Source organism: Corynebacterium ureicelerivorans (assembly GCF_000747315.1).
GTDB lineage: Bacteria > Actinomycetota > Actinomycetes > Mycobacteriales > Mycobacteriaceae > Corynebacterium > Corynebacterium mucifaciens.
Window position 1 is genome coordinate 693,749 of record NZ_CP009215.1, and the last position, 21,069, is coordinate 714,817.

The 21,069-nt window shown below is 66.0% G+C and carries 26 protein-coding genes; 15 read left to right on the top strand and 11 right to left on the bottom strand.

The window, feature by feature from the left end; all coding sequences use genetic code 11:
- The first annotated feature begins 18 nt into the window (after positions 1-18).
- Positions 19-2,337, top strand: a complete 2,319-nt coding sequence (gene pcrA / locus CUREI_RS03535) for a DNA helicase PcrA (protein WP_038610465.1) — start codon at positions 19-21, stop codon at positions 2,335-2,337.
- Between the two features lie 5 nt (positions 2,338-2,342).
- On the opposite strand, the gene CUREI_RS03540 is transcribed toward pcrA, so the two are convergent.
- Positions 2,343-3,041 (bottom strand): M23 family metallopeptidase, encoded by a 699-nt coding sequence (locus tag CUREI_RS03540; RefSeq protein ID WP_038610468.1) that lies wholly within the window; start codon positions 3,039-3,041, stop codon positions 2,343-2,345.
- A gap of 308 nt (positions 3,042-3,349) precedes the next feature.
- Positions 3,350-4,090 carry a M23 family metallopeptidase gene (locus tag CUREI_RS03545; protein ID WP_038610471.1) on the bottom strand — a complete coding sequence of 247 codons (741 nt, stop codon included), beginning with the start codon at positions 4,088-4,090 and terminating at the stop codon, positions 3,350-3,352.
- 239 nt (positions 4,091-4,329) lie between these two features.
- On the opposite strand from CUREI_RS03545, the gene CUREI_RS03550 reads away from it, so the two are divergent.
- From CUREI_RS03550 to CUREI_RS03575, 6 genes are all read left to right on the top strand, one after another.
- Entirely contained in the window at positions 4,330-5,565 is a 1,236-nt protein-coding gene (locus tag CUREI_RS03550) for a cell division protein PerM (protein ID WP_051952179.1), read from the top strand.
- A gap of 10 nt (positions 5,566-5,575) precedes the next feature.
- Positions 5,576-6,163, top strand: a complete 588-nt coding sequence (purN, locus tag CUREI_RS03555) for a phosphoribosylglycinamide formyltransferase (RefSeq protein WP_038610474.1) — start codon at positions 5,576-5,578, stop codon at positions 6,161-6,163.
- Positions 6,153-7,700 (top strand): bifunctional phosphoribosylaminoimidazolecarboxamide formyltransferase/IMP cyclohydrolase, encoded by a 1,548-nt coding sequence (gene purH, locus CUREI_RS03560; RefSeq protein WP_038610477.1) that lies wholly within the window; start codon positions 6,153-6,155, stop codon positions 7,698-7,700. Before purN ends, purH begins: the two co-directional genes overlap by 11 nt.
- A gap of 12 nt (positions 7,701-7,712) precedes the next feature.
- Positions 7,713-8,573 carry a serine hydrolase gene (locus tag CUREI_RS03565; RefSeq protein ID WP_051952180.1) on the top strand — a complete coding sequence of 287 codons (861 nt, stop codon included), beginning with the start codon at positions 7,713-7,715 and terminating at the stop codon, positions 8,571-8,573.
- A gap of 66 nt (positions 8,574-8,639) precedes the next feature.
- The gene (locus CUREI_RS11565) at positions 8,640-9,257 is read left to right on the top strand and encodes a hypothetical protein (RefSeq protein ID WP_144242406.1); all 618 of its coding nucleotides are present in this window, start codon (positions 8,640-8,642) and stop codon (positions 9,255-9,257) included.
- Between the two features lie 161 nt (positions 9,258-9,418).
- Positions 9,419-10,129: a serine hydrolase gene (locus tag CUREI_RS03575; RefSeq protein ID WP_051952182.1), complete on the top strand. Its 711-nt coding sequence runs from the start codon at positions 9,419-9,421 to the stop codon at positions 10,127-10,129.
- On the opposite strand, the gene CUREI_RS03580 is transcribed toward CUREI_RS03575, so the two are convergent.
- The 6 genes from CUREI_RS03580 to CUREI_RS03605 all read right to left on the bottom strand — a co-directional run bounded on the left by CUREI_RS03580 (position 10,130) and on the right by CUREI_RS03605 (position 13,336).
- Positions 10,130-10,807 (bottom strand): TetR/AcrR family transcriptional regulator, encoded by a 678-nt coding sequence (locus CUREI_RS03580; protein WP_038610483.1) that lies wholly within the window; start codon positions 10,805-10,807, stop codon positions 10,130-10,132.
- A 150-nt stretch (positions 10,808-10,957) separates the two neighbouring features.
- The gene (gene rpsR, locus CUREI_RS03585; RefSeq protein WP_034999470.1) at positions 10,958-11,206 is read right to left on the bottom strand and encodes a 30S ribosomal protein S18; all 249 of its coding nucleotides are present in this window, start codon (positions 11,204-11,206) and stop codon (positions 10,958-10,960) included.
- A gap of 14 nt (positions 11,207-11,220) precedes the next feature.
- Positions 11,221-11,526, bottom strand: coding sequence for a 30S ribosomal protein S14 (rpsN, locus tag CUREI_RS03590; protein WP_034999472.1), 306 nt, complete (start codon positions 11,524-11,526; stop codon positions 11,221-11,223).
- Positions 11,527-11,529: 3 nt separating this feature from the next.
- Positions 11,530-11,694, bottom strand: coding sequence for a 50S ribosomal protein L33 (gene rpmG, locus CUREI_RS03595; RefSeq protein ID WP_006841072.1), 165 nt, complete (start codon positions 11,692-11,694; stop codon positions 11,530-11,532).
- Positions 11,694-11,930, bottom strand: coding sequence for a 50S ribosomal protein L28 (gene rpmB / locus CUREI_RS03600; protein WP_038610488.1), 237 nt, complete (start codon positions 11,928-11,930; stop codon positions 11,694-11,696). The genes rpmG and rpmB overlap by 1 nt, the downstream gene beginning before the upstream one ends.
- A 224-nt stretch (positions 11,931-12,154) precedes the next feature.
- On the bottom strand, positions 12,155-13,336 hold the full coding sequence (locus CUREI_RS03605; protein WP_158407449.1) for an SLC13 family permease: 1,182 nt from the start codon (positions 13,334-13,336) through the stop codon (positions 12,155-12,157).
- 154 nt (positions 13,337-13,490) lie between these two features.
- Between CUREI_RS03605 and CUREI_RS03610 the strand changes: the two genes are divergently transcribed.
- From CUREI_RS03610 to CUREI_RS03630, 5 genes are all read left to right on the top strand, one after another.
- Positions 13,491-13,760 (top strand): type B 50S ribosomal protein L31, encoded by a 270-nt coding sequence (locus CUREI_RS03610; protein ID WP_034999480.1) that lies wholly within the window; start codon positions 13,491-13,493, stop codon positions 13,758-13,760.
- Between the two features lie 21 nt (positions 13,761-13,781).
- Positions 13,782-13,955, top strand: a complete 174-nt coding sequence (rpmF, locus tag CUREI_RS03615; protein ID WP_038610496.1) for a 50S ribosomal protein L32 — start codon at positions 13,782-13,784, stop codon at positions 13,953-13,955.
- Between the two features lie 169 nt (positions 13,956-14,124).
- On the top strand, positions 14,125-15,378 hold the full coding sequence (locus tag CUREI_RS03620; protein WP_084768147.1) for a S1C family serine protease: 1,254 nt from the start codon (positions 14,125-14,127) through the stop codon (positions 15,376-15,378).
- A 50-nt stretch (positions 15,379-15,428) separates the two neighbouring features.
- Positions 15,429-15,989, top strand: coding sequence for a MogA/MoaB family molybdenum cofactor biosynthesis protein (locus tag CUREI_RS03625; RefSeq protein WP_051952183.1), 561 nt, complete (start codon positions 15,429-15,431; stop codon positions 15,987-15,989).
- A 16-nt stretch (positions 15,990-16,005) separates the two neighbouring features.
- Entirely contained in the window at positions 16,006-16,203 is a 198-nt protein-coding gene (locus CUREI_RS03630; RefSeq protein WP_038610499.1) for a hypothetical protein, read from the top strand.
- A gap of 16 nt (positions 16,204-16,219) precedes the next feature.
- On the opposite strand, the gene mscL is transcribed toward CUREI_RS03630, so the two are convergent.
- The 3 genes from mscL to CUREI_RS03645 are packed head-to-tail and all read right to left on the bottom strand — an operon-like array spanning position 16,220 to position 17,891.
- Positions 16,220-16,648: a large conductance mechanosensitive channel protein MscL gene (mscL, locus tag CUREI_RS03635; RefSeq protein ID WP_038610521.1), complete on the bottom strand. Its 429-nt coding sequence runs from the start codon at positions 16,646-16,648 to the stop codon at positions 16,220-16,222.
- 18 nt (positions 16,649-16,666) lie between these two features.
- Entirely contained in the window at positions 16,667-17,275 is a 609-nt protein-coding gene (locus CUREI_RS03640; RefSeq protein WP_051952384.1) for an SAF domain-containing protein, read from the bottom strand.
- A gap of 34 nt (positions 17,276-17,309) precedes the next feature.
- Positions 17,310-17,891 (bottom strand): 5-formyltetrahydrofolate cyclo-ligase, encoded by a 582-nt coding sequence (locus CUREI_RS03645; protein ID WP_051952184.1) that lies wholly within the window; start codon positions 17,889-17,891, stop codon positions 17,310-17,312.
- A gap of 102 nt (positions 17,892-17,993) precedes the next feature.
- Here CUREI_RS03645 and CUREI_RS03650 point away from each other — a divergent pair, with 102 nt between their 5' ends.
- The 3 genes from CUREI_RS03650 to CUREI_RS03660 all read left to right on the top strand — a co-directional run bounded on the left by CUREI_RS03650 (position 17,994) and on the right by CUREI_RS03660 (position 21,063).
- On the top strand, positions 17,994-18,986 hold the full coding sequence (locus CUREI_RS03650; protein ID WP_051952185.1) for a UTP--glucose-1-phosphate uridylyltransferase: 993 nt from the start codon (positions 17,994-17,996) through the stop codon (positions 18,984-18,986).
- Positions 18,987-19,052: 66 nt separating this feature from the next.
- Positions 19,053-20,405 (top strand): molybdotransferase-like divisome protein Glp, encoded by a 1,353-nt coding sequence (gene glp, locus CUREI_RS03655; protein ID WP_038610528.1) that lies wholly within the window; start codon positions 19,053-19,055, stop codon positions 20,403-20,405.
- Between the two features lie 10 nt (positions 20,406-20,415).
- On the top strand, positions 20,416-21,063 hold the full coding sequence (locus CUREI_RS03660) for a GNAT family N-acetyltransferase (protein WP_038610531.1): 648 nt from the start codon (positions 20,416-20,418) through the stop codon (positions 21,061-21,063).
- Positions 21,064-21,069: the final 6 nt, after the last annotated feature.

Genomic DNA, 21,069 nt, shown 5'->3' on the forward strand with positions numbered 1-21,069 from the left:
GTTAGTACAGTAACGGCCATGACAGATCTGACTCTGGGTTTGAATCCGCAGCAGCAGGCGGCCGTGGTCCACGAAGGCAGCCCGTTGCTCATCGTCGCAGGTGCGGGTTCCGGCAAGACTGCGGTGCTCACCCGGCGCATCGCTTACTTGCTGCAGCACCGTGGTGTTGCGCCGTGGCAGATCCTCGCCATCACCTTCACCAACAAAGCCGCGGCTGAGATGAAGGAGCGGGTGAGCCAGCTTGTCGGCCCAGAGGCGGGGCGGATGTGGGTGGCCACGTTCCACTCCGTGTGCGTGCGCATTTTGCGGCAACAGGCGCAGCTCGTCCCTGGGTTGAATACCAACTTCACCATCTACGACTCGGACGATTCGCGCCGCCTGCTTGGCATGATCGCCAAGGACTTCAACCTGGATTTGAAGAAGTTCACCCCGCGGACCCTGGCCAACGGGATCTCGAACTTGAAGAATGAGCTTATTGGCCCGAACGAGGCGCTGACGAATGCGGAGCGCACCCATAACCCGTTCGAGACCACCGTGGCCAAGGTCTACGTGGAATACCAGCGCCGCCTGCGCCAGTCCAATGCCCTCGATTTCGACGACCTCATCGGGGAGGTCGTGAGGATTTTCCAGGAGCACCCGCAGGTGACGGATTACTACCGTCGCCGCTTCCGCCACGTGCTGGTGGACGAGTACCAAGACACCAACCACGCCCAGTACGAGCTCATCCACACCCTCGTCGGCGACGGCCCGGACGCGCCGGAGCTCGCCGTGGTGGGCGATTCGGATCAGTCGATCTACGCGTTTCGCGGCGCGACGATCCGCAATATCGAGGAGTTCGAGCGGGACTACCCGAATGCCAGCACCATCATGCTCGAGCAGAACTACCGCTCCACCCAGAACATCCTGGGCGCCGCGAACGCCGTCATTGCGCAGAACGAGGGGCGCCGCCCGAAGAAGTTGTGGACCGATCAAGGATCCGGTGAAAAGATCGTCGGGTACGTCGCCGACAACGAGCACGATGAAGCGCGCTTCGTGGCCTCCGAGATCGATGCGCTCGCGGACAAGGGGGTGCCATATTCGGATATGGCGGTGATGTACCGCACCAACAATGCGTCCCGCGCGCTGGAGGACATCTTCATCCGCTCGGGGATTCCGTACAAGGTTGTCGGCGGCACACGCTTCTACGAGCGGCGCGAGATCCGCGACATCGTCGCTTACCTGAAGGTTCTGGAAAACCCGGATGACACGGTGAGCCTACGGCGGATCGTCAACGTGCCGAAGCGCGCCATCGGCGACAAGGCGCAGGCCATGGTCGCGCTCCACGCCGACAACGCAGGCGTGAGCTTCGGGCGGGCGCTTATCGACGCCTCGGAGGGCAACGTCGAGATGCTAGGCGCACGCGCGGTCAACGCCATCCGCGGCTTCGTCGAAATGATGCAGCAGATTCGCGAGGCCATGCCAGATATGCGTAACGAGGTGACGGGCATGCCCGACCTCGGCGCCCTAATCACACGTGTCTTAGACGACACCGGCTACCGCGGGGAGCTCGAGGCGTCCAACGACCCGCAGGACGGCGCCCGCTTGGACAACTTGAACGAACTGGTCTCCGTCGCGCGCGAGTTTTCCTCTGAGGCCGCGAACCAGGTGGCGTACATGACGGATGAGGAGCTCGAGGAGGTCATGCAAGAAGGGGAGCCTGCCCCGGGGTCGCTGCAGGCGTTTCTAGAGAAGGTCTCGCTTGTTGCGGACGCGGACCAGCTACCGGACAATGAGCAGGGTGTGGTCACGCTGATGACGTTGCACACCGCGAAGGGGCTGGAGTTCCCGGTGGTGTTCGTCACCGGCTGGGAGGACGGGCAGTTCCCGCACTTGCGTGCCCTCGGGGACCCTGCAGAGCTCGCGGAGGAGCGCCGTCTGGCGTACGTGGGCATCACTCGCGCGAAGAAGCAGCTTTACCTCACCCGGTCCATCCTGCGCGCGTCGTGGGGTTCGCCGGTGACGAACCCCGCCAGCCGCTTCCTCGCAGAGGTCCCGGAGGATCTCATCGACTGGCGCCGTCTGGAACCGGACCGCTCATTCAGTTCGGACGCATGGGGTGCCCCCGCAACCTCGCGGCCTCGCACCCAGACCCGTGCTCGACGCGGCGGCACCGGCACGAAGGTGCACAAGAACCTCAATCTGGCGGTGGGTGACAGGGTCAACCACGCCAAGTACGGGCTCGGAACCGTAATGGCGGTTGAGGGTGCTGGCGTTCGCGAGACTGTCACCATCGACTTCGGCTCCTCGGGCACGGTTCGCCTGATGACGATCGGCGGCGTCCCGATGGAGAAGCTCTAGTTCGGTTAGATCCGGATTCCCTGGGCCGCGAACCACGGCACGGGGTCCACCTGGGTCTGCCCGTCAGGCTTGATTTCGAAGTGGAGGTGCGGGCCGGTGGACTGGCCCTCGCTACCGATGGACGCGATCTTTTCCCCGGCGCTCACGCGCTGTCCAACGGCCACGTCGTAGTAGCGCATGTGGCCGTAGACCGACACTTCGCCGCCGTCGTGCTTGATGACAACCCAGTTGCCGAAACCGCGGGCCGGACCAGCGGCGATGACCGTCCCGTCCATCACCGCGTAGATCGGCGTGCCAAGGGAGTTGGCAATGTCGATGCCCTGGTGCACGGTGCCCCAGCGGGGGCCGAACCCGGAGGTGTAGCGGCCGGACGCAGGAAGCACAACAGTGCGGCCGTCAGCAGTGCGCCCGCGTTGCGGCGCAACCCAGTCGCTGCTTTGGGCCGGTGCGAACGCGGCTGCCAGCGGGGCATCGAGGGCGCGGGGGTCGTACACAACCTTGTATTCGCCAGCGGTGATCGTCGCGCCACTGTCCTTAATCGCGTCCGCCGCCTTGGTTGCCGCGTCGAGAGCCTGGTTTGCATCGGAGATGGGGGTGCCGCCGATCGTGATGGTTACGGCATTGGCAGGGGTGGGGGCGATGACAAGTGCCAACGCCACTGCGGCCGAGACGGCTGCGAGGCTCGAAGGGAGACGTCGGTTCATAGTGGAGGGATACCTTTTCTCACGCTGTAAACGGGTCAGGCGCGGTCTCGGCCACGCACACAGGCGTCGAATCTAACGGTTGAAAGCCCCTGTCGCAACGCTGTGACGTGCACGTTTGTTCGAAAAGTTGGAGAAATTCCAGCGTCCATACAGCTCACAACGTGTGTTGCTGGAGTGAAAAATGTTGTCAATGGTGTTTCTGAGGGGGTGACGCGGTTACCCCCCGCGACATGACGAAACGGCGCGTGGGGCCGCCCGCACCGGTGGTGGTGCGGACGGCCCCACGCGTGAGAGGGCGTCGCCTCGGCTTACAAGGTAATACCGTGGGCCGCCAGCCACGGGGCCGGGTCGATCGGAGTTACGCCGTCGGGCCAGATTTCGAAGTGGAGGTGCGAGCCGGTGGAGAAGCCCTCGCTGCCCATGCCGGCGATGATCTGGCCGGGCTGCACAACGTCGCCGACAGAGACGTAGAGGGACTGCATGTGGCCGTAAACGGTGATCGCGCCGTCCTCGTGGCGGATGCGGATCCAGTTGCCGTACCCCTGCGCCGGGCCGGAGTCAATCACGGTGCCGCCGGCGACGGCGTGGATCGGGGTGCCCAGGGCGTTCGCGATGTCGACACCGTTGTGCGACGTGCCCCAGCGGATGCCGAACCCCGAGGTGAAGGCGCCATCCGCGGGTTTGGTAAACAGTGGCGCGCGTGCGGCCTCGTCCAGGCGGGCGACCTCCTCGGAGTGGTGGACGGCCTTGTCCAGCTGCTCGGAAAGGTTCTCTACCGGCTTGTACTCGGCGATGGCCAAGATCTGCGGAGCTGCTTCCGCGGACGCGGCATTTTCGGTGGTGCCGCTCGTCTGCAGCTCGTCGGTATCAGCCGCGAGCTCGATGTTCACATCCTGATCATCGCTTTGGTTGCTGGTGATGGCACCGGCGACGAGACCAGAAAAACCAGCGGTGGAAACGGCACCGGTGGCTGCCGCGACAACGGCAACGCGCCCTTTGTTGGCGGATTGCTTGCGGTGCTTGCCACCCTGCTTTGTGGAGTTGAACATGTGCCCTCTTCGAGATCTTGCGTTGGTCACTTTCTTCTGCTGCTCACAGGTGGAATGTGACCTTCCTGTTATCTACGAGAGGTTACTGTAACGAATCGGTTTCACCGGAGCAAGATAGAAACTGAAAGTTCTTGTACATCGCTGGCTGGCCGCGAAGCGTTACACGTCACGGCGGCGTGAACTGAGGCTCGGGTGTCACTGTGCAAGGCCGGAAAGACAGGGTGGCAGAGTAAGGCACGATGAGCACTACACCCAGCCAAAGGCCCCGTCAGCCGGAAGCCCGCCGCCAGAGCCGTAAGGGCGGATCGACCCGCAAGATCACCGGCATCAAGCGCACGGCGCAGCCAGACGCGGCGCCCGCCACTACACAGGAACGGCTGCGCCACTACGCGCCGAAGGCGCTCGTGCCGAATCTCGCGATCGTGCTCGGTGTTATTGCAGTGTGTTTCGCGGTGATTCTGGTCGGCGGCTGGAGCCTCACGTATCTCCCAGGTGCGGTGGGTGAGGCCTGGCTGGCGCTCCATGGTGTGCCGCTTCGCATCGACGGCGTCACGTTGTCGGCGATGCCCTTATTGCCCGTCATTGGCGTGGTGGCCGTGGTTGCGGCCCAGGTACGAAAGGCGACCGCGGGGCGCGTCAGCGTTTTGGATCTGCTGGCACTGCTCGGCCTCGTGCTGGGGGCACCACTGGTCTTGAGCATCGTCGCGTTGTTTATGGTCTTCGACGCCTCCCACGTGTACGCGGTAGAAATGCCACCGGTGGCGCTCGCGCTTATGTGCCCGGTGCTTGTGCATCTCGTCGGCTTCGTCCTCGGCGTGCGCCGCGTGGTGTGGCGCGCGCTGGCAAAGCGCTGCGGGGTGCCGGTGGAGGCGGTTGACGCCGCGGCGAGTGCGGCTCGCCTGAGTACGCGCCTGTTCGTCGCAGCGGGTGTTGTGTACGTGGTCGCTCTTGCGCTGGGCTACGACCGGGTCAGTGACCTGCTCGCGCAGTATCCTCAGCTCGGAGCCGGCGGCACGGTCGCGCTGCTGCTACTCAGCGTGCTGTATCTGCCAAATGCGGTCATAGCCCAGCTAGCCCTCATGCTCGGAGGCAGTTTCAAATATGGGGGAGCGGATGTGAGCGTCTTCGCCGCCTCGAACGTGCCGTACCCGCCACTGCCGCTCTTTGCCGCGATCCCGGCAACCATGCCGCAGTGGGCACCAGTGGTGCTGGTCGTACCGGTGACGGTGCTTGCGCTGGCCTTCGTCGCAAAGCCTCTGCGTCTCGAGGATGTCGCTGCAGCCGCAACGTGGGTCGCGCTCTTCGGCGCGCTCATCGGTGTCTTCGCATCGGGCGATGCCGGGGCGTACGGCCTTGTGGGCGCGGAGCCGTTTGCGCTGGCGTCGCTGCTGTTTGTGTGGGTGGCGCTGACGGGCGCGCTCGTGCGCGGGGTGGCCTTAGCGAGGCAACGCGCGACCGCGCGCAGCGGTAGTTAGACTGTTTGCTGTGAGTGACTCTGCAAAATCGGTGGCTGTCCTCGTTTCGGGTACTGGCACGTTGCTACAAGCGATTCTCGACGCCCAAGGGACGGGTTACCGGGTTGAGCTGGTAGTGGCGGACCAGATGTGCCCCGGAATCCAGCGTGCGGAAGACGCCGGAATCCGCACAGCTGTGGTGCCAATGGAGGCCAACCGCGACGAGTGGAACGCCAAACTCGCCGCGGCGGTGGCCGCGGCCGAGCCGGACATCGTCGTTTCCGCGGGCTTCATGCGCATCCTCGGGCTGGCGTTCTTGGAGCCGTTTGAGGGGCGCACCATCAACACCCACCCATCATTGCTGCCCTCCTTCCCGGGCGCTCATGCGGTGAAAGACGCGCTGGCGCACGGGGTGAAGGTGACCGGGTGCACCGTGCACTACGTGGACGCCGGGTTGGACAGCGGGCGAATTATTGCCCAGCGACCGGTCGAGGTGGATGCGGGGGACACTGAGGCGGAGCTGCACGAGCGCATTAAGAAGGCCGAGCGGGAGCAAATTGTGGAGCTGCTGCACAACGCCGACATCGTCAACGGAAAGGCTGTGTTCAATGTCAACTGAGGCGAAGCGAGACATCAAGCGCGCCCTCATCAGTGTGTACGACAAGACCGGGTTGGAGGATCTGGCCCGTGCGCTGGGCGAGGCAGGCGTGGAAATCGTCTCCACCGGCTCCACCGCCAAGCGCATCGCTGAGGCTGGCGTTGCCGTGACCGAGGTGGCGGAGCTGACAGGGTTCCCGGAGGTCCTCGACGGCCGCGTGAAGACGCTCCATCCGCGCGTGCACTCCGGCATCCTGGCAGACCTGCGCAAGGACAGCCACGTCACCCAGCTGGAGGAGCTGGGGATCGAGCCGTTCCAGTTGGTGGTGGTCAACCTCTACCCGTTCGAGGAGACCGTCGCTTCCGGCGCGAACTATGACGAGTGCGTCGAGCAGATCGACATCGGCGGCCCCTCGATGGTCCGCGCCGCGGCGAAGAACCACCCGTCCGTGGCAGTTGTGACCTCCCCGCAGCAGTATGGCGACGTTGTGGAAGCCGTCAACAACGGCGGCTTTACGCTCGAGCAGCGTAAGCATCTCGCGCTCGAAGCCTTTTCGCACACCGCGCGGTACGACACCGCGGTGTCTACCTGGCTCGCCTCGCAGCTGGGGGCAGACAACCCCGTTTCCGGCACGGACACGACGTCGCTGCGCTACGGCGAGAACCCGCACCAGGCTGCGCACCTCGAAGGCGAAGGCTGGGGCCTCGCGGCCGCGCAGCAGCTCGGCGGCAAGGAAATGAGCTACAACAACTACCAGGATGCCGACGCAGCGTGGCGCGCCGCCTGGGTCCACGAGCGCGCGTGCGTGGCCATTATCAAGCACGTAAACCCGTGCGGCGTGGCGGTGTCCGATACCTCCATTGCGGACGCGCACAAGAAGGCACACGCGTGCGACCCGGTCTCCGCCTACGGCGGGGTGATCGCCTGCAACCGCGAGGTCACGCTGGAATTGGCTGAGCAGATCAAGCCGATCTTCACCGAGGTCGTGGTGGCGCCGTCCTACGCTGCGGACGCGCTGGAGCTGCTGCAAACAAAGAAGAATCTGCGCATCCTTCAGGTCGAGCCCAAGCAGCAGACGGAAGAGCGCAAGCAGATCGCAGGCGGCTGGCTCGTCCAGGAGCGCGACAGCTTCCAGGCGGAAGGCGATTCCGCGGCGAACTGGACCCTCGCGGCTGGCGAGCCCGCCGACGCGCAGACGCTGGCGGACCTCGAGTTCGCGTGGCGGGCCGTGCGATGCGTGAAGTCGAACGCCATTTTGATTGCGGCCGACGGGGCGTCGGTAGGCATCGGCATGGGCCAGGTCAACCGAGTTGATTCTGCGAAACTCGCCGTCGACCGCGCGAACACCCTCGACGAGGGCCACAACCGCACCAATGGCGCGGTCGCGGCCTCCGACGCGTTCTTCCCCTTCGCCGACGGCTTCCAGCTGCTCGCGGATTCCGGTGTGAAGGCCGTGGTCCAGCCCGGCGGGTCCATCCGTGACGAAGAAGTCATCGCCGCCGCCGAGGAAGCGGGTGTGACGATGTATTTCACCGGTACCCGTCACTTCGCCCACTAGAAAGACAGTATCGTGCCCTCCAAGATCGCTGCGCTGGCCCTCACCGCGGGCCTCGCGCTACCTACGTCCTCCGTGCCGAATTACACCGCGATCGACCAGATCCCGGTGGTTGGCCAGCCCTTCGTGCAGGCGTACAACCAGTTGCCGCCGCAGGTGCGTGACGCGGTGCGCCTGCCGCTGCCGTTGACTGCGCCGGGTCAGCATCACGCGGCATCCGCCGCGGAGATTCAAGCGCAGCTGGACCGTCTTGTGGCGGATGTGGTGGCGCGCCATGGTGGGCGCGCGGCGGTGTCCGTCGGCGGCTTCACCGCGGGCGACAACAGCCCGGTGCCGGCGTTTTCCACCATGAAGGTGCCGCTTTCCATCGCGGCGTTGCGGCAGGATCAGTCCATGTACCCCGATGCGGAGATCGCTGTGACGCGCTCCGACAACCCGGCTGCGCACCGCATGTTTGCCCGCGTGCCTGCCGCTGGGTACGAACGCGTGATCCAGGAAGCAGGTTCACGGACGTCGACCCCGGTTTCGGCCAGAATGAGCACGTTGTGGACCACCAGCGACCAGGCCGACTTCGCTTCCGGCTTGCGCTGCGTGCCCGGCCACGAGCCGGTGTTGGACATGATGGGGCGCATCGTGGACTACCAGCACTGGGGGCTGGGGCGCATCGACGGTGCCCGCTTCAAGGGCGGGTGGTACACCTACCAGGGTGGGCACCTGGCCCGTCAGTTCGGTCTCATCCCAGGGCCGAACGGCGACATCGCCGTGGCGATCACTGCCCGCAACACGAAGGGGTACGAAGGCAGCTTCCGCATGCTCGACGAGCTCGCGGACGGACTTGCCGCAATGCGCGGCGACTTGCCTACAGCGCGCTGCTAGGCTTCTCACAGACCAAAGCAGTGATTGTCAACGGCGCCGTGCGGGGGCCGTATGGGAGGCGCGGGCATGACGGATCAAGGCTCCACCAAGTGGACACCCGACCAGCCGCATTCGGCGGGTCCAAACGACGAGGCCACGCAGCAGTTTGGCGCCGTGCCGCAGCAGCAGTACCAGCAGCAGCCGTACGGTCAGCAGTACCCGCGGCCACCCTACGGCCAGCAGTACCCGGCCAGCTACCAGCAACCGGAAAAGCGAGGCGGGCCGAATACGTGGTTGCTCGTGCTCGTTGCACTCCTGCTCGCCGCGCTCGTTGGCGTGCTCGCGTTTCTGGGAGGCTCCGGGGCGTTTACGCGCACCAGCGAGCCGGTGACCAGCACGGTCGTGGAGACGCACACCCTTCCAAGCTCGAGTGCCCAATCACCGGAGCCTGCGGCGCCCGCGCCTGAACCGGCGGCGAAAAAGCGCACGTATTCCCGTTACGCGCCAGATACCAGTGTGACCACCGCGAGTTTCGCTCCCAACGTGTTCGCGGCGTTCCAGGACGCGTACGGCCGCACGGGCACGACGGAGGTCACGGTGAGCGCGTATAGCCCAGAAACCAAGCTGACCTACCGCATGTCGTGCTCCGGTGACGAAGTCGTGTATTGCTCCGGCGGAAACAACGCCCGGGTGCGCATTTGGTAAAGGCCCGCCGACTAACGGGCGCGCTCGGGATCGCGTGCTCCGTGCTTGCCGGGTGCTCAGGCGGGGGCGAACAGGACACTGTAGTGGTTACCTCGACGTCGTTCGTGGCCGAGACTCCTGCCTCTGTGCCGCTTACGCCCAAAGGACCCAGCCCTGAACCAATGGTTACCGCGCGCGACGCGCAAGCGCTTCTCGACGCCACGGTGGCCGACATCACGGCCGCGTTCGACGGCGAGCTCGGCGTGGCGACAATGGGGGAGCGAGGCCCGGTGACAGCTGGGTTCGCTGATCCCACCCCCGCATGGTCCACGATGAAGGTGCCCATCGCCGTCGCGGCTACGCGTACACAGCCCGGGCTGGAGAGCGACGTTCGCGCCGCGATCACGGTGTCCGATAACGAAGCGGCTGGGCGCCTCTTTGACGCTGTCGGGCCCGATGCGGTCGACTCGGTGCTCTCCAAGGCCGGAGTGCCGGCCCAAGTGAATATGGTGGATCTGCGCCCCGAGTTCAGCACGTTCGGGCAGACGCTGCTCAGCGCGGCCGACGAGGCGGTGTTGGCTGATTCCCTCCCATGTGCGGACGGATCGGGCCCTGCATTGGGTTACATGGGGCAAGTGGAAGCCTCCCAACGCTACGGGCTTGGCGCTGTGGGGGCGTTGTTCAAAGGTGGGTGGGGGCCGGATACGGCCGGGAGATACCACGTTCGGCAGCTCGGGCTTATTCCCCGGGGCGATGGAGTGTGGTCGCCGGCGGCGTTGACAGCGATTCCCGCCGACGGCACCTATCAGACGGGGCAGGCCATGCTGACAGCGGCCGCTACGCGTCTCGCGGAGGCGTCCCCGGCTTTGCCGGCGGCGCGCTGCCAGCCCTAACTAGCCCTCCTCGCGCGAGACAAGCGCAACCAGCTCCAGCATCCGCTCAGTGCGGTGCTCGGGCAGGTCTGTGTGGAGCACGTCCAGCACGGCGTCGGCGAGGGTGACGGCGGGTTCGGGCAGAGCGTCGTCGACAAGCGGGTAGGGCGCGGTGCCGGTGTTGTCGCGCATCTCAATGGCGGCAAGGGTCATGTGGAACGGGAGGTCTAGGCGCGGGTCGTCCTCGCCGACGATCTGCGCGGCCAAGTCGTGGAAAATCGCCTCGAGCTCCTGCCGGGCTTCGTGGTACTCGGCGAACTCCTCCGAAACCAATACCGGCAGCTGGTAGAGCCTGCCGATGTTCCAGTTGGACGAGAGCAGAATGCGCGATTCGGCGGCGACGAGCGCCCACAATCTCACTGTCGCGGTTTCGTTCGTCTTCGCGAGGTCGGAGGCGAGATCCAGCGCTGGCTGCAGCGTGCCCATCAGCAGCGTGAGGAAGATGTCTCGTTTGGAGGGGAAGTGGTAGTAGAGCGAGGCCTGCCGCATCCCCACCGCGTCCGCGATGTCGTGCGTGGATGTGGTGGCAAAACCCTTCCGGGTGAATAGCTCTGAGGCGGCGTCAAGGATCTCGTCCCGCGCGGTGGCGCCTCGCCGGCGGGGGCTCTGTTTGCGGGGCCGTCCAACCGGTTTTGCCATAACCGCGCGTCCTTCCGTTGTTGCTCGCTTCTGGTGCGTCCCAGACGCATCACTATAGACGAGAAGCGCCCGCTCTCGACCCTCCGGTGAGGGGAGTGCGGGCGCTTCTTAAGAGCCGAAGACTCTACGCTGTCATCGTCAACCGGCTTATTAGCGGGTGGTGAACGGCAGAAGAGCCATCTCGCGCGCGTTCTTCACAGCGGTAGCGACCTGGCGCTGCTGCTGCGGGGTCAGGCCCGTGACGCGACGGGAGCGGATCTTGTGGCGGTCGGAGATGAACAGACGCAGGGTCTCAACATCCTTGTAGTCGACCGACTCGATGCCCTTCGCCTTCAGCGGGTTCTTCTTCGGGCGACGGGACTGCTCAATGCGCGGCTTACGCGAATTGTTGCGCTTCATATTGTGAGTCCTCCTTACCACGAAGACTTACGGACGCCAGGCAGCTCACCGCGGTGAGCCATCTCGCGCATACGGACACGGGAAACACCGAACTTGCGGAGGTAGCCGCGGGGACGGCCGTCACGCGAGTCACGGTTGCGCACGCGCACCGGGGAGGCGTCGCGCGGCTGGCGGTTGAGCTCGAACTGGGCGTCAAGACGGTCCTCGTCGGAGGTCTCCGGGTTCTTGATGATGGCCTTGAGCTCGTTGCGGCGCTCCGCGTAGCGGGCGACGATCTCTTTGCGCTGCTCGTTCTTAGCGATCTTGGACTTCTTCGCCATGGATTATCGCTCCTCGCGGAATTCGACGTGCTTGCGCACAACCGGGTCGTACTTCTTCAACGTGATGCGGTCCGGGTTGTTGCGCTTGTTCTTACGGGTCACGTAGGTGAAACCGGTGCCCGCAGTGGACTTGAGCTTGATGATCGGGCGGATATCGTTACGTGCCATTAGATCTTCTCACCTCGCGCGCGGATCTGGGCAACGACGGACTCGATACCGTCGCGGTCGATGACCTTGAGGCCCTTAGCGGAGACGTTCAGGGTAATGGTACGGCCCTCGGAGGGCAGGTAGAACCGACGCTTCTGCACGTTGGGGTTCCAACGGCGAGAGTGGCGGCGGTGCGAGTGCGAGACAGTCTTGCCGAACGACGGCTTACGTCCCGTAACCTGGCAATGTGCCGACATGGGTTAGCTTCCTTACTCTTCTTGCCGCCCACGACACGATCGCGATGTGAGGTAAAGCGCCAGGTGAGAAGCGGATTGAGGGTCCGCAGCCGGCGCGAGTGCAATCGGTTGACGCAGGCGTATACGTGTACTTCGACAACAGCGAGTGACAAGCCTACCGTCTCAGGCCTGTATCTCCTAATCGCAGCATCGTTTGACAACGCCCGTGCTCCGCGCAAATCCGCCTACAGGGACGCCAGCAGCGTGACGGTCGCGACGGCCACGGGTGCGAGGACCGCACCCCACGCAACAAACCGGCCCCACGGCACGTCGGCGCCGGTGCGGCGCAGCTGGTCGGCCCAGAGGAGCGTGGCTAGCGACGCCCACGGGGTCACCACCGACCCGGCGTTTACCCCGACAAGGAGAGCCATGGCGCTCGCCGCATCCACGGCCGCGGGCTCTAGTAAGAGGTACGCCGGGATGTTGTTCACTGCGTTGGCGGTCACCGCACCCGCGGCCGCGACGACCCCGGGGTGCGTACCGGCGAGCGTGCCCGTCAGTGCCGCGGTGCCTCCGAGTTGCAGCGTCAGGGTGGCTGCGGCCGAGAGCGTAGCTGCCAGGCGCAGCGCGGGCCACGGGATGAGCGAGGATGCACCCTCGCCGCGTCCGGCTGGCCCCACGGCAAACCACATCGCCACGGCGGCTACAACGCCAGTGAGCCAGTACGGGACCGGGGTGAGCAGGGCAACAACGGTGCAGCCGAGCACTGCGGCTGCCCCCGTCGGACGATGGATCTGCGGTGCGTTATCTGCATCGGTGGGCGCGGTGTGACGGTGCCTCCAGCGCGCAAGGTAGGCGGCCACCACCGCAACCAGGATTGCGGCCGCGGCTGGAGCTGCGGCGGCACGCATGTAGTCGTGGTTCGAGCTGAAGATGCCTCCGCTGAGTGCGAGCAGGTTGGTCAGGTTAGAGACCGGCAGTGGCAGAGAGGCCAGGTTGGCGATCCAGACCACCGCGAGTGCGGCGGCAGTCTCCGGCAACCGGTACCGAGCAGCGAGCTGGATTGCCAGCGGGGTGACCATGATTGCGGTCGTGTCCAGAGAAAAGAACACTGTAGACGCGATTGACAGGAGTAGAAGGCCCGCGAAGGCAACCTCGCGGCTCGCGGTTGCGCGCTCGAGCTGTGCGGTCAACCATGCAAATAGGTCCACTCGGGCCGCCAGGTTGACTGCAGCGGACATGCTGGCGGCGAACGTCAGCACGGGGAGCAGGCGCGCGACGAGGGTGGCCGCCGCCGATGTGTCGACGGCGGCGAGGCCCGCGAAGACCGCTACAGCGGCAAGGGGCGCAAAAACGTGGCTGTGGGGCATGGGTGTAGGGACCGGAGGTTCGTCGAGAAGCGGGCGCGCAATTAGGTCAACGCGCAAGTGAACTGTAAGATACTGCAGGTTATTCGGCGACCGCCGGATGAAACGACCATTTCGCACCCAACTCGGGCACGATCTCCGCGCTTTGCTTCGCGTCGCGCGACGAGAGCACGGAGAACCGACCCGTAGTTCAATCCTGAGGGAGACGAATCATATGAGGAAAGACATTCACCCGGATTACCACCCGGTGATTTTCCAGGACGCGAACACAGGCCACAAGTTCCTGACCCGCTCCACCCTGACCTCCGCACGCACCGAGCAGTGGGAAGACGGTAACGAGTACCCGCTCGTCGTGGTTGATGTCACAGCTGAGTCCCACCCGTTCTGGACGGGCGCGCAGCGTCTTATGGACACCGCCGGCCGCGTGGAGAAGTTCAACCAGCGTTTCGGTGGCATGGCCCGCCGCAAGAAGAAGGCCAACTAGAGGGGATAAAGGAGACTCACCATGGCAACACCGAAGTTCAGGAAGTCCCGCGCGAACACGCGCATGCGCCGTTCCCAGTGGAAGGCGGACAACGCGGACCTGCAGACCGTCAAGGTCGACGGCCAGGAAGTGCGTATTCCGCGCCGCTTGGTCAAGGCCGCTCAGGCTGGCCTGATCGACGTCGAGCAGTTCTAAGCGCTCCGGGCCGATCACGCCCGCACGAACAAACCGGTACCCCGCGCAGGGTGCCGGTTTTTCTGCGTCGGCGACGGCCAGGGCATACAGCAACCGTACAGAAAACGTTACGTTTGGCAGCGCATGGCCTCAAGGGCGCCTGCAGGGTGGGCGGGCATAATTTCCCTTCATGAGTGACCAGAACTACTTGGGGGAGACGTCCGCCTTCCCGGCGCATGATGGCCCCAGCAGCGTGTACCAGGTGCAGCCGGACCCGTCGGGGCAGCGGGGAAGCGAGCCGCAGAGTAAAGCACGCCTCGGCGGGCCCTTTGCCATCGCCTTGGTGACCGCCCTGGTGGCTGGCGGCGGGGCGGGGTACTTCGCGGGCTCCGCCCAGTCGAACAACGAGGGTACGGCATCGCCCACCAGCGTCGCGTCTGATTCCGGGGCGGGAGACGGGGAGGCGTCGGAAGGCGAGCTGCGCAACCCGACGGTTGCGGACCCGTCTGAGGCGCCCGCCGGCTCCGTGGAGCAGGTGGCGGCTACCGTGCTGCCCGCCGTCGTCTCCATTGAGGTGGCCACCCCGCGCGGTACCGCTGAGGGGTCAGGCTCCATCATCTCTGCAGACGGCTATGTGCTGACGAACCACCACGTCATCGCGGGCGCGGAGGAGCAAGGGTCCGAGATTCAGGTGTCGCTGAACGACGGCACCCGCCACAGCGCGCAATTTATCGCCTCCGACGTCAACACTGATGTCGGCGTGATCAAGATTGACGGTGTGGATGACCTTCCCGTCATGCAGTTCGGTAACTCCGACGACCTGCGCGTGGGACAAGAAGTCGTTGCGGTGGGCTCCCCATTGGGGCTTTCAGCGACGGTGACCAGCGGCATCGTCTCGGCCCTCAACCGCCCGGTCCGCGCCTCGCAGGGCGGCGGGGAAAGCTCCCTGATGGACGGCATCCAGACCGACGCCGCCATCAACCCCGGCAACTCCGGCGGACCCCTGGTGGACATGAACGGGAAGCTGGTGGGCATGAACTCCGCGATCGCCTCACTGTCTTCCGGAGGCTTCGGCTCGACGGGCCAGGGCGGATCGATCGGCCTCGGGTTCGCGATTCCGTCCAACTTTGCCAAGCGCGTTGCGGATCAGCTCATCGAGGGCGGCGAAGCGACCCAGCCGATGCTCGGTGTGCGGGTCAGCGTGGGGCAGAGCATCGGCGGCGGCGCCGTTGTCGCGGGGGTGGAGCCGGGCAGCCCCGGAGACCAAGCCGGGCTGCAGCCGGGCGACGTTATTACCCGCCTGAACGATCGCCCCATCGACTCTGCAGATGCGCTGATCGCAGCCACCCGGTCGAAAGACTTCGGGGAGACCGTCACCCTGCAGGTGCAGCGCGGCGAGGACTCGCAACCGATTCCGGTAGAGGTGACCTTAAGTTCCGAGTAACTTCTTACCTGTTCTATCCGCCACGCTTGCACAGAGGGAGTCTGACCACGATGCCGGAATTGTTTGACTCGTTTGACACCACCGAGCCGGACGACGCCACGCTGCGCGCGTCCGAGCTGGAGGTCGACTCCCCGGCCTCTCCGTGCGCGATCGTCGTGCTGGTGGGCGACCGCCGCTACGACGCGCCCGGAGACAACACCGACGAAATGGTGGTGGAGCTGCTGCGCGAGGTCGGATTCCAGGTCGACGGCGTCGTCCGCGTGAAGTCGAAGAAGTCGGAGATCAGAAAGGCGATCGAGACCGGTGTGGTCGGCGGCGTCGACCTCGTGCTCACCCTCGGCGGCACCGGTGTAGGCCCCCGCGATAAGACGCCGGAGGCCACCCGCGCAGTCATCGACAAAGTTGTGCCGGGCGTGAGCCAGGCTATCCGTGCCTCAGGCCAGGCGTGCGGGGCCGTCGACGCGTGCACCTCCCGCGGCGTGTGCGGTGTCTCCGGCTCCACGGTGGTGGTGAACCTCGCGTCGAGCCGGCAGGCCATTCGCGACGGCGTGTCCACCGCCGCTCCGCTGGTCAGCCACCTAATCAACGAGCTCAACCAGTACTCCGTCTAGCGCTGGGAGCATACAAATGGCCAGGCAGCGACGGCGGGCGGTGCGCACCGCAGACGTGGATTACGACAGGTCGGCGGATGTCGCCCCGCAGCGTAGGGCAGAGGAAAACCCGGCCTCCGACGCCGAGCGGGAAGTGCTCCTAGACGACGAAGAGCCAGGGTTGACTGGCCGCGATTTTTACGAGGCGGAGCGGCCGCCGCACTACGGGGATTAGTGGGAGCGGGGCTGCGTTACTGCAGGGGCTTTTCCGGGCGGTTCTGCTGCTGCGCGGCGAGTAGATCCCGGATCTCGGTGAGCAGCTCGGTGTCAGTGGGTGCCTGCTCTTCCGGGTCGATGCCCTTGCGGCGCTTCGTTGCCTCGTCGAGCTTGTTCATCGGAGCGACCAGCAGGAAGTAGATCACGGCCGCGATGAGTAGGAAGTTGATGATGGCCGTGAGCAACGCGCCGAAGTTGACGAAGGTGGCATCGTTTCCTTCGCGGACGTGGAAGCCGAGGCCGAGGCCGGAGTAGTCCACGCCGCCGAGGGCAGCGAGCAGCGGGTTGATGATGGAGTCGGAGAACGCGGTGACGACGGCGGTGAACGCCGCGCCGATGACCACGCCGACGGCAAGCTCGATGACGTTGCCGCGCATAATGAAGTCTTTAAAGCCCTGCAGCATGACGGAAACAGTATCCGTTCATGGACGGTTGCTCAATACGAGCGTCAGCGGCTCCGACAGTGAGGCCGCCGCAACCGCGGCCGCTTGGTCTTGTCTCAATAACACCAGCACCGCGTCGCCCTCCCCGGTTGTGACCACCCTTCCACCTGACGCAACCACCCGCGGACCCTGCCCAACCACGTCGACGCGCGCACCATGATGCAGCATGGGCACGATGTCCGGCTCCGCCACGGGCACCGGCACCATAGAAAACGTCTCCCCGTCAGGCTCGTCCGCCGTGAGCAGCGCCGCGAGGTCGGGCCCAACCAGGCGCGCGGAGGTCACTACCTCACCACGGGCGGCAGCGGCTGCGAGCATCTGTCCCTCTGCCAGCGCCACCTCGCCCAGCGCGGTGTCGGGTACCGCCTCGGCCGGGAGACGCCGCATCTCCACGTCCTCTGCTGTCAGCACCGTGCCCGGCGCAATGTCGCGGGCGAAGGTGAGCGTGGGTGGGTCGGACCGTGAGGCGTCGACAAGCACCTGCGCGACCGCGGCGACAACAAGGATCACGGCCGCGGCCCTGCGGATGAGCACCGAGCGGCGGTATCCAGGGGTGCGCAGCTGCTCCATGCGCGCGGAAATCTGCATGGGCATAGGACGCGGATTTGCCCCCCGCGGTTCCCTAGATGCGGAAGAATCCTTGCGGGGTGATCACCGCGTCCACGGCTTGGTCGAATGCGTTGTGGGGCACCGCGTCCACCACTTCCCAGTCGTAGACCACCGCCGCCACCGGCGCGTCCAACCCCGTCAGGGCGCGGTCATAGTATCCGGCGCCTTTGCCCAGGCGCATGCCCTGCCTATCGACGGCTAACGCCGGGGCCACCACCAGCCCGCAGGACCGCAGCACCGCCGAGGTAAACCGCGGGCCGCGTGGCTCCGCAATGCCCAATGCGCCCGGGGAGTTGTCGCTGCCTGCCTGCGCCCAGGCCAGCACGCCGTCCGGCAGCGAGATGGGTAAGAACACTGCGCGTGCCACGTCGGCGAGCCGGGCGGGAATATCTACGGGGGCGGGCTCGCTCGACAGCGGGCTGTACGCGGCGATGTTGGTCCCGCGTGCGCCGAAGGCGTCGATGCAGGCAAGTGTTGCAGCCGCGATGCCGTCGTCGAGCGCGCGCTTCCTGTCGGGATCGGAGCGCAGGGCCCGCCGCCCGGCGAGGTGGGCGGTGCGCATCGCGGCCTTGTGGCGGTGTGTGGTGGCATCCAATGTGCTTCGTGCGCTCCTCGTCGTGGTTGGGTCGCCTGGGCCAGCAGGCTTGTTGGCGTCGCAGCCCAGATGGCGCGGGCGGGGGCTGTAAAGTTTCCGTTTATGGCGAATTCTACTGACCTCCCCGCGCAGGCTTCGAACGCTTCGGTGAAGACCGTTGTGGTGCCTGCGGCTGGTATGGGGACGCGATTCTTGCCGGCGACGAAGACGGTGCCCAAGGAGCTTCTGCCGGTGGTGGATACACCGGGCATCGAACTCATCGCTGAGGAGGCTGCAGCCTTGGGGGCGCAACGCCTTGCCGTGGTGGTTGCGCCGAACAAGGAAGAGATCATGCGGCACTTCGGGGAGTTCTCCGAGCTGCAGGAGTTGATGGTTGCCCGCGGCAAAGACACGCAGGCGGAGAAGGTGGCTCGGGCCTACGGGCTGATCGATGCGGTGGCAGTCACGCAGGACAAGCCGCTGGGGCTGGGCCACGCTGTCGGGTGCGCTGAGGAAGCGCTCGACGACGACGAGGATGTCGTCGCAGTCATGCTGCCGGATGATTTGGTGCTGCCGGCGGGTGTGATGGAGAAGATGGTCGCCGTGCGCGAGGCGCTCGGTGGGTCGGTGCTCTGCGCGTTCAACGTCACCCGCGACGAGGTGTACAACTACGGCGTGTTCGACGTGGAGGACGCGGACGCTGACATCGACGGCGTTGAGGTGAAGCGGGTGCGCGGCATGGTGGAAAAGCCCGCCGTGGAAGATGCCCCGTCGACGCTGGTGGCCACCGGCCGGTACTTGCTGGACCGCGGCATTTTCGACGCGTTGCGCCGCATCGAGCCGGGCAAGGGCGGCGAATTGCAGCTCACGGACGCGATTGAGCTGATGATTTCTGAGGGCCACCCGGTGCACGTGGTGGTGCACGAGGGCAAGCGCCACGACCTGGGCAACCCGGGCGGGTACATCCCCGCAAACGTGGACTTCGGGCTGCGGGACGAAAAATACGGCCCGGCGCTCTACACCGCGGTGAAGAAGATCGTTGCCGAGTTCGAGGCGGAGCACCCGGAGGTTGTGGACAAGGGTTCCAACCAGGCCCAGAACCAGGCCCAGCACTAGGCCCAGAACTAGGCCCAGAACTAGGCAGAAACCAACGCGTAACAGCGAACGAAAGGGGCACAGGCAATGCGCAGCGTAGAAGACCAGCTCGCGGCTGTCGTGGACGCGGCTGTCGCGCCCGAGCCGATCCGGGTCGCGCTGACGGATGCCCTGGGGCTGATGTGCGCGGAGGAAGTCACCTCGACGACCCAGGTGCCGGGTTTCCCGCAGGCGGCGGTGGACGGCTTCGCGGTCCGCGCTGTGGACGTGGGCGGCTCGGCCGGGTTGCGCCGTCCGGAGCGCCGCGATGCCGCCAAAGAAGGCCCAGAAGGCCCAGAAGGCCCAGAAGGCGAAGAGGGCGCAGAAGGTGCCGGCTCCGAAGCCCCCGCCGATCCGCCCGTGGCGCGTGAGCGTGCCCTGCCCGTCGTGGGCGAGGTGCCCGCGGGCTCCCAGAAACCGCTGCGCCTGCAGCCCCGTCAGGCGGTTCGCGTGGCCACCGGGGCGCCGCTGCCCACGCTGGCCGACGCGGTGCTTCCGCTTGAGTGGACCGACCGCGGCCGCAAGCGCGTTACCCCGCAGCGCCCGGTGCGCACCGGCGACTTCGTGCGCAAACCCGGCGACGACATCCAGCCCGGCGACATCGCTGTGCGCCAAGGCTCGGTGCTGGGGCCTGCGCAGATCGGGCTTGCCGCTGCCGCGGGGCGCGACAAGCTGCTGGTCTATCCGCGCCCGCGCGTGACGGTGATGAGCTACGGGCTCGAGCTGGTGGACTTAGACCGCACACCCGGGCTGGGGCAGGTCTTCGACATCGCCTCCTACGTTGTCGCGGCTGCGGCCAGAGAGGCAGGCGCGGACGTGCACCGTGCGGGCATCGTGAACGCCGAGCCGCGTCGTATGCGCGAAACCGTTGCCGGCCACATCGCTAAAAGTGAGTTCGTGGTCATCACCGGCGCCGTCGGCGGCTCGGGGGCGGCGCCCATGCAGGAGATCCTGCGGGAGCTGGGCGAGGTGGATACCACCCGCGTGGCCATGCACCCGGGATCGGTCCAGGGATTCGGGCTGCTGGGCGACGAGCGGACGCCGACGTTCCTGCTGCCGTCGAACCCGGTGAGCGCGCTCGTCATCGCGGAGACGTTTATCCGCCCGGCCATCCGTCGCTCCCTGGGCAAGACGGCGGTGACCCGCCGCACGGTGAAAGCCCGCTCCCTGCGCGAGCTGGATTCCATCCCCGGTCGCCGCGGCTTCATCCGCGCGCGGCTCATGCGCGACGCGGACAGCGGAGAGTACCTGGTCGAGCCCCTGTCCGCCCTTGAGGCCGGGCCCACCCATCTCTTGGCGGGGTTCGCGGAGGCCAACGCCATGGTCCACCTCCCGGAGGACGCGATCCACGTTCGCCCCGGCGACATTGTGGATGTGGAGTTTCTCCACCAGCGCAGCTAGGCCCCCGCCCGTGTTCGAGTTGTTCCGCCAACCCACCCCAGGTTGGCCTGAGTCCACGCCCTACGCCACGCTTCTCGACGGCGGTTCCGTCCGCCTCCGGCCTCTGACATCCCGCGACGGGGTGGAGTGGTCGGGGACGCGGGTCGTCGATAAGCAATGGCTGCAGCCGGTCGAACCCACGGTGGACGGCACCTGGGAGGACGCGCACTCGCGGGCCGCGTGGCGCAACACCTGGCTGAACCTGAAACGGTTGGCCAATCAGGGTACTGCGGTGCCGCTGGTCATCGAGGTCGACGGCGCCTTCGCGGGGCAGGTCACCCTGGGCAATATCCAGCACGGGATCGTCTCGGAATGCTGGATCGGCTACTGGGTGCACTCGCCGTTCATGGGCCGCGGGGTGGCCACACTCGCGTGCGCGCTCGGCGTAGACCACGCCTTTGCACGCGTCGGGTTGCACCGCCTGACCGCCACCTACCTGCCCGACAACCCGGCGTCGGGCACGGTCCTCGAGCACAACGGTTTCCGCGAGGAAGGCTATCTGCACCGCAACCTGCACATCGACGGGCAGTGGCGCGACCACCACCTCGTCGCGCTGAACGCCGACGACTTCGCCTCCAGCGCGGTGCAGCGACTGCGTCAAGCCGGCCGCGCGGGCTAACCGGCG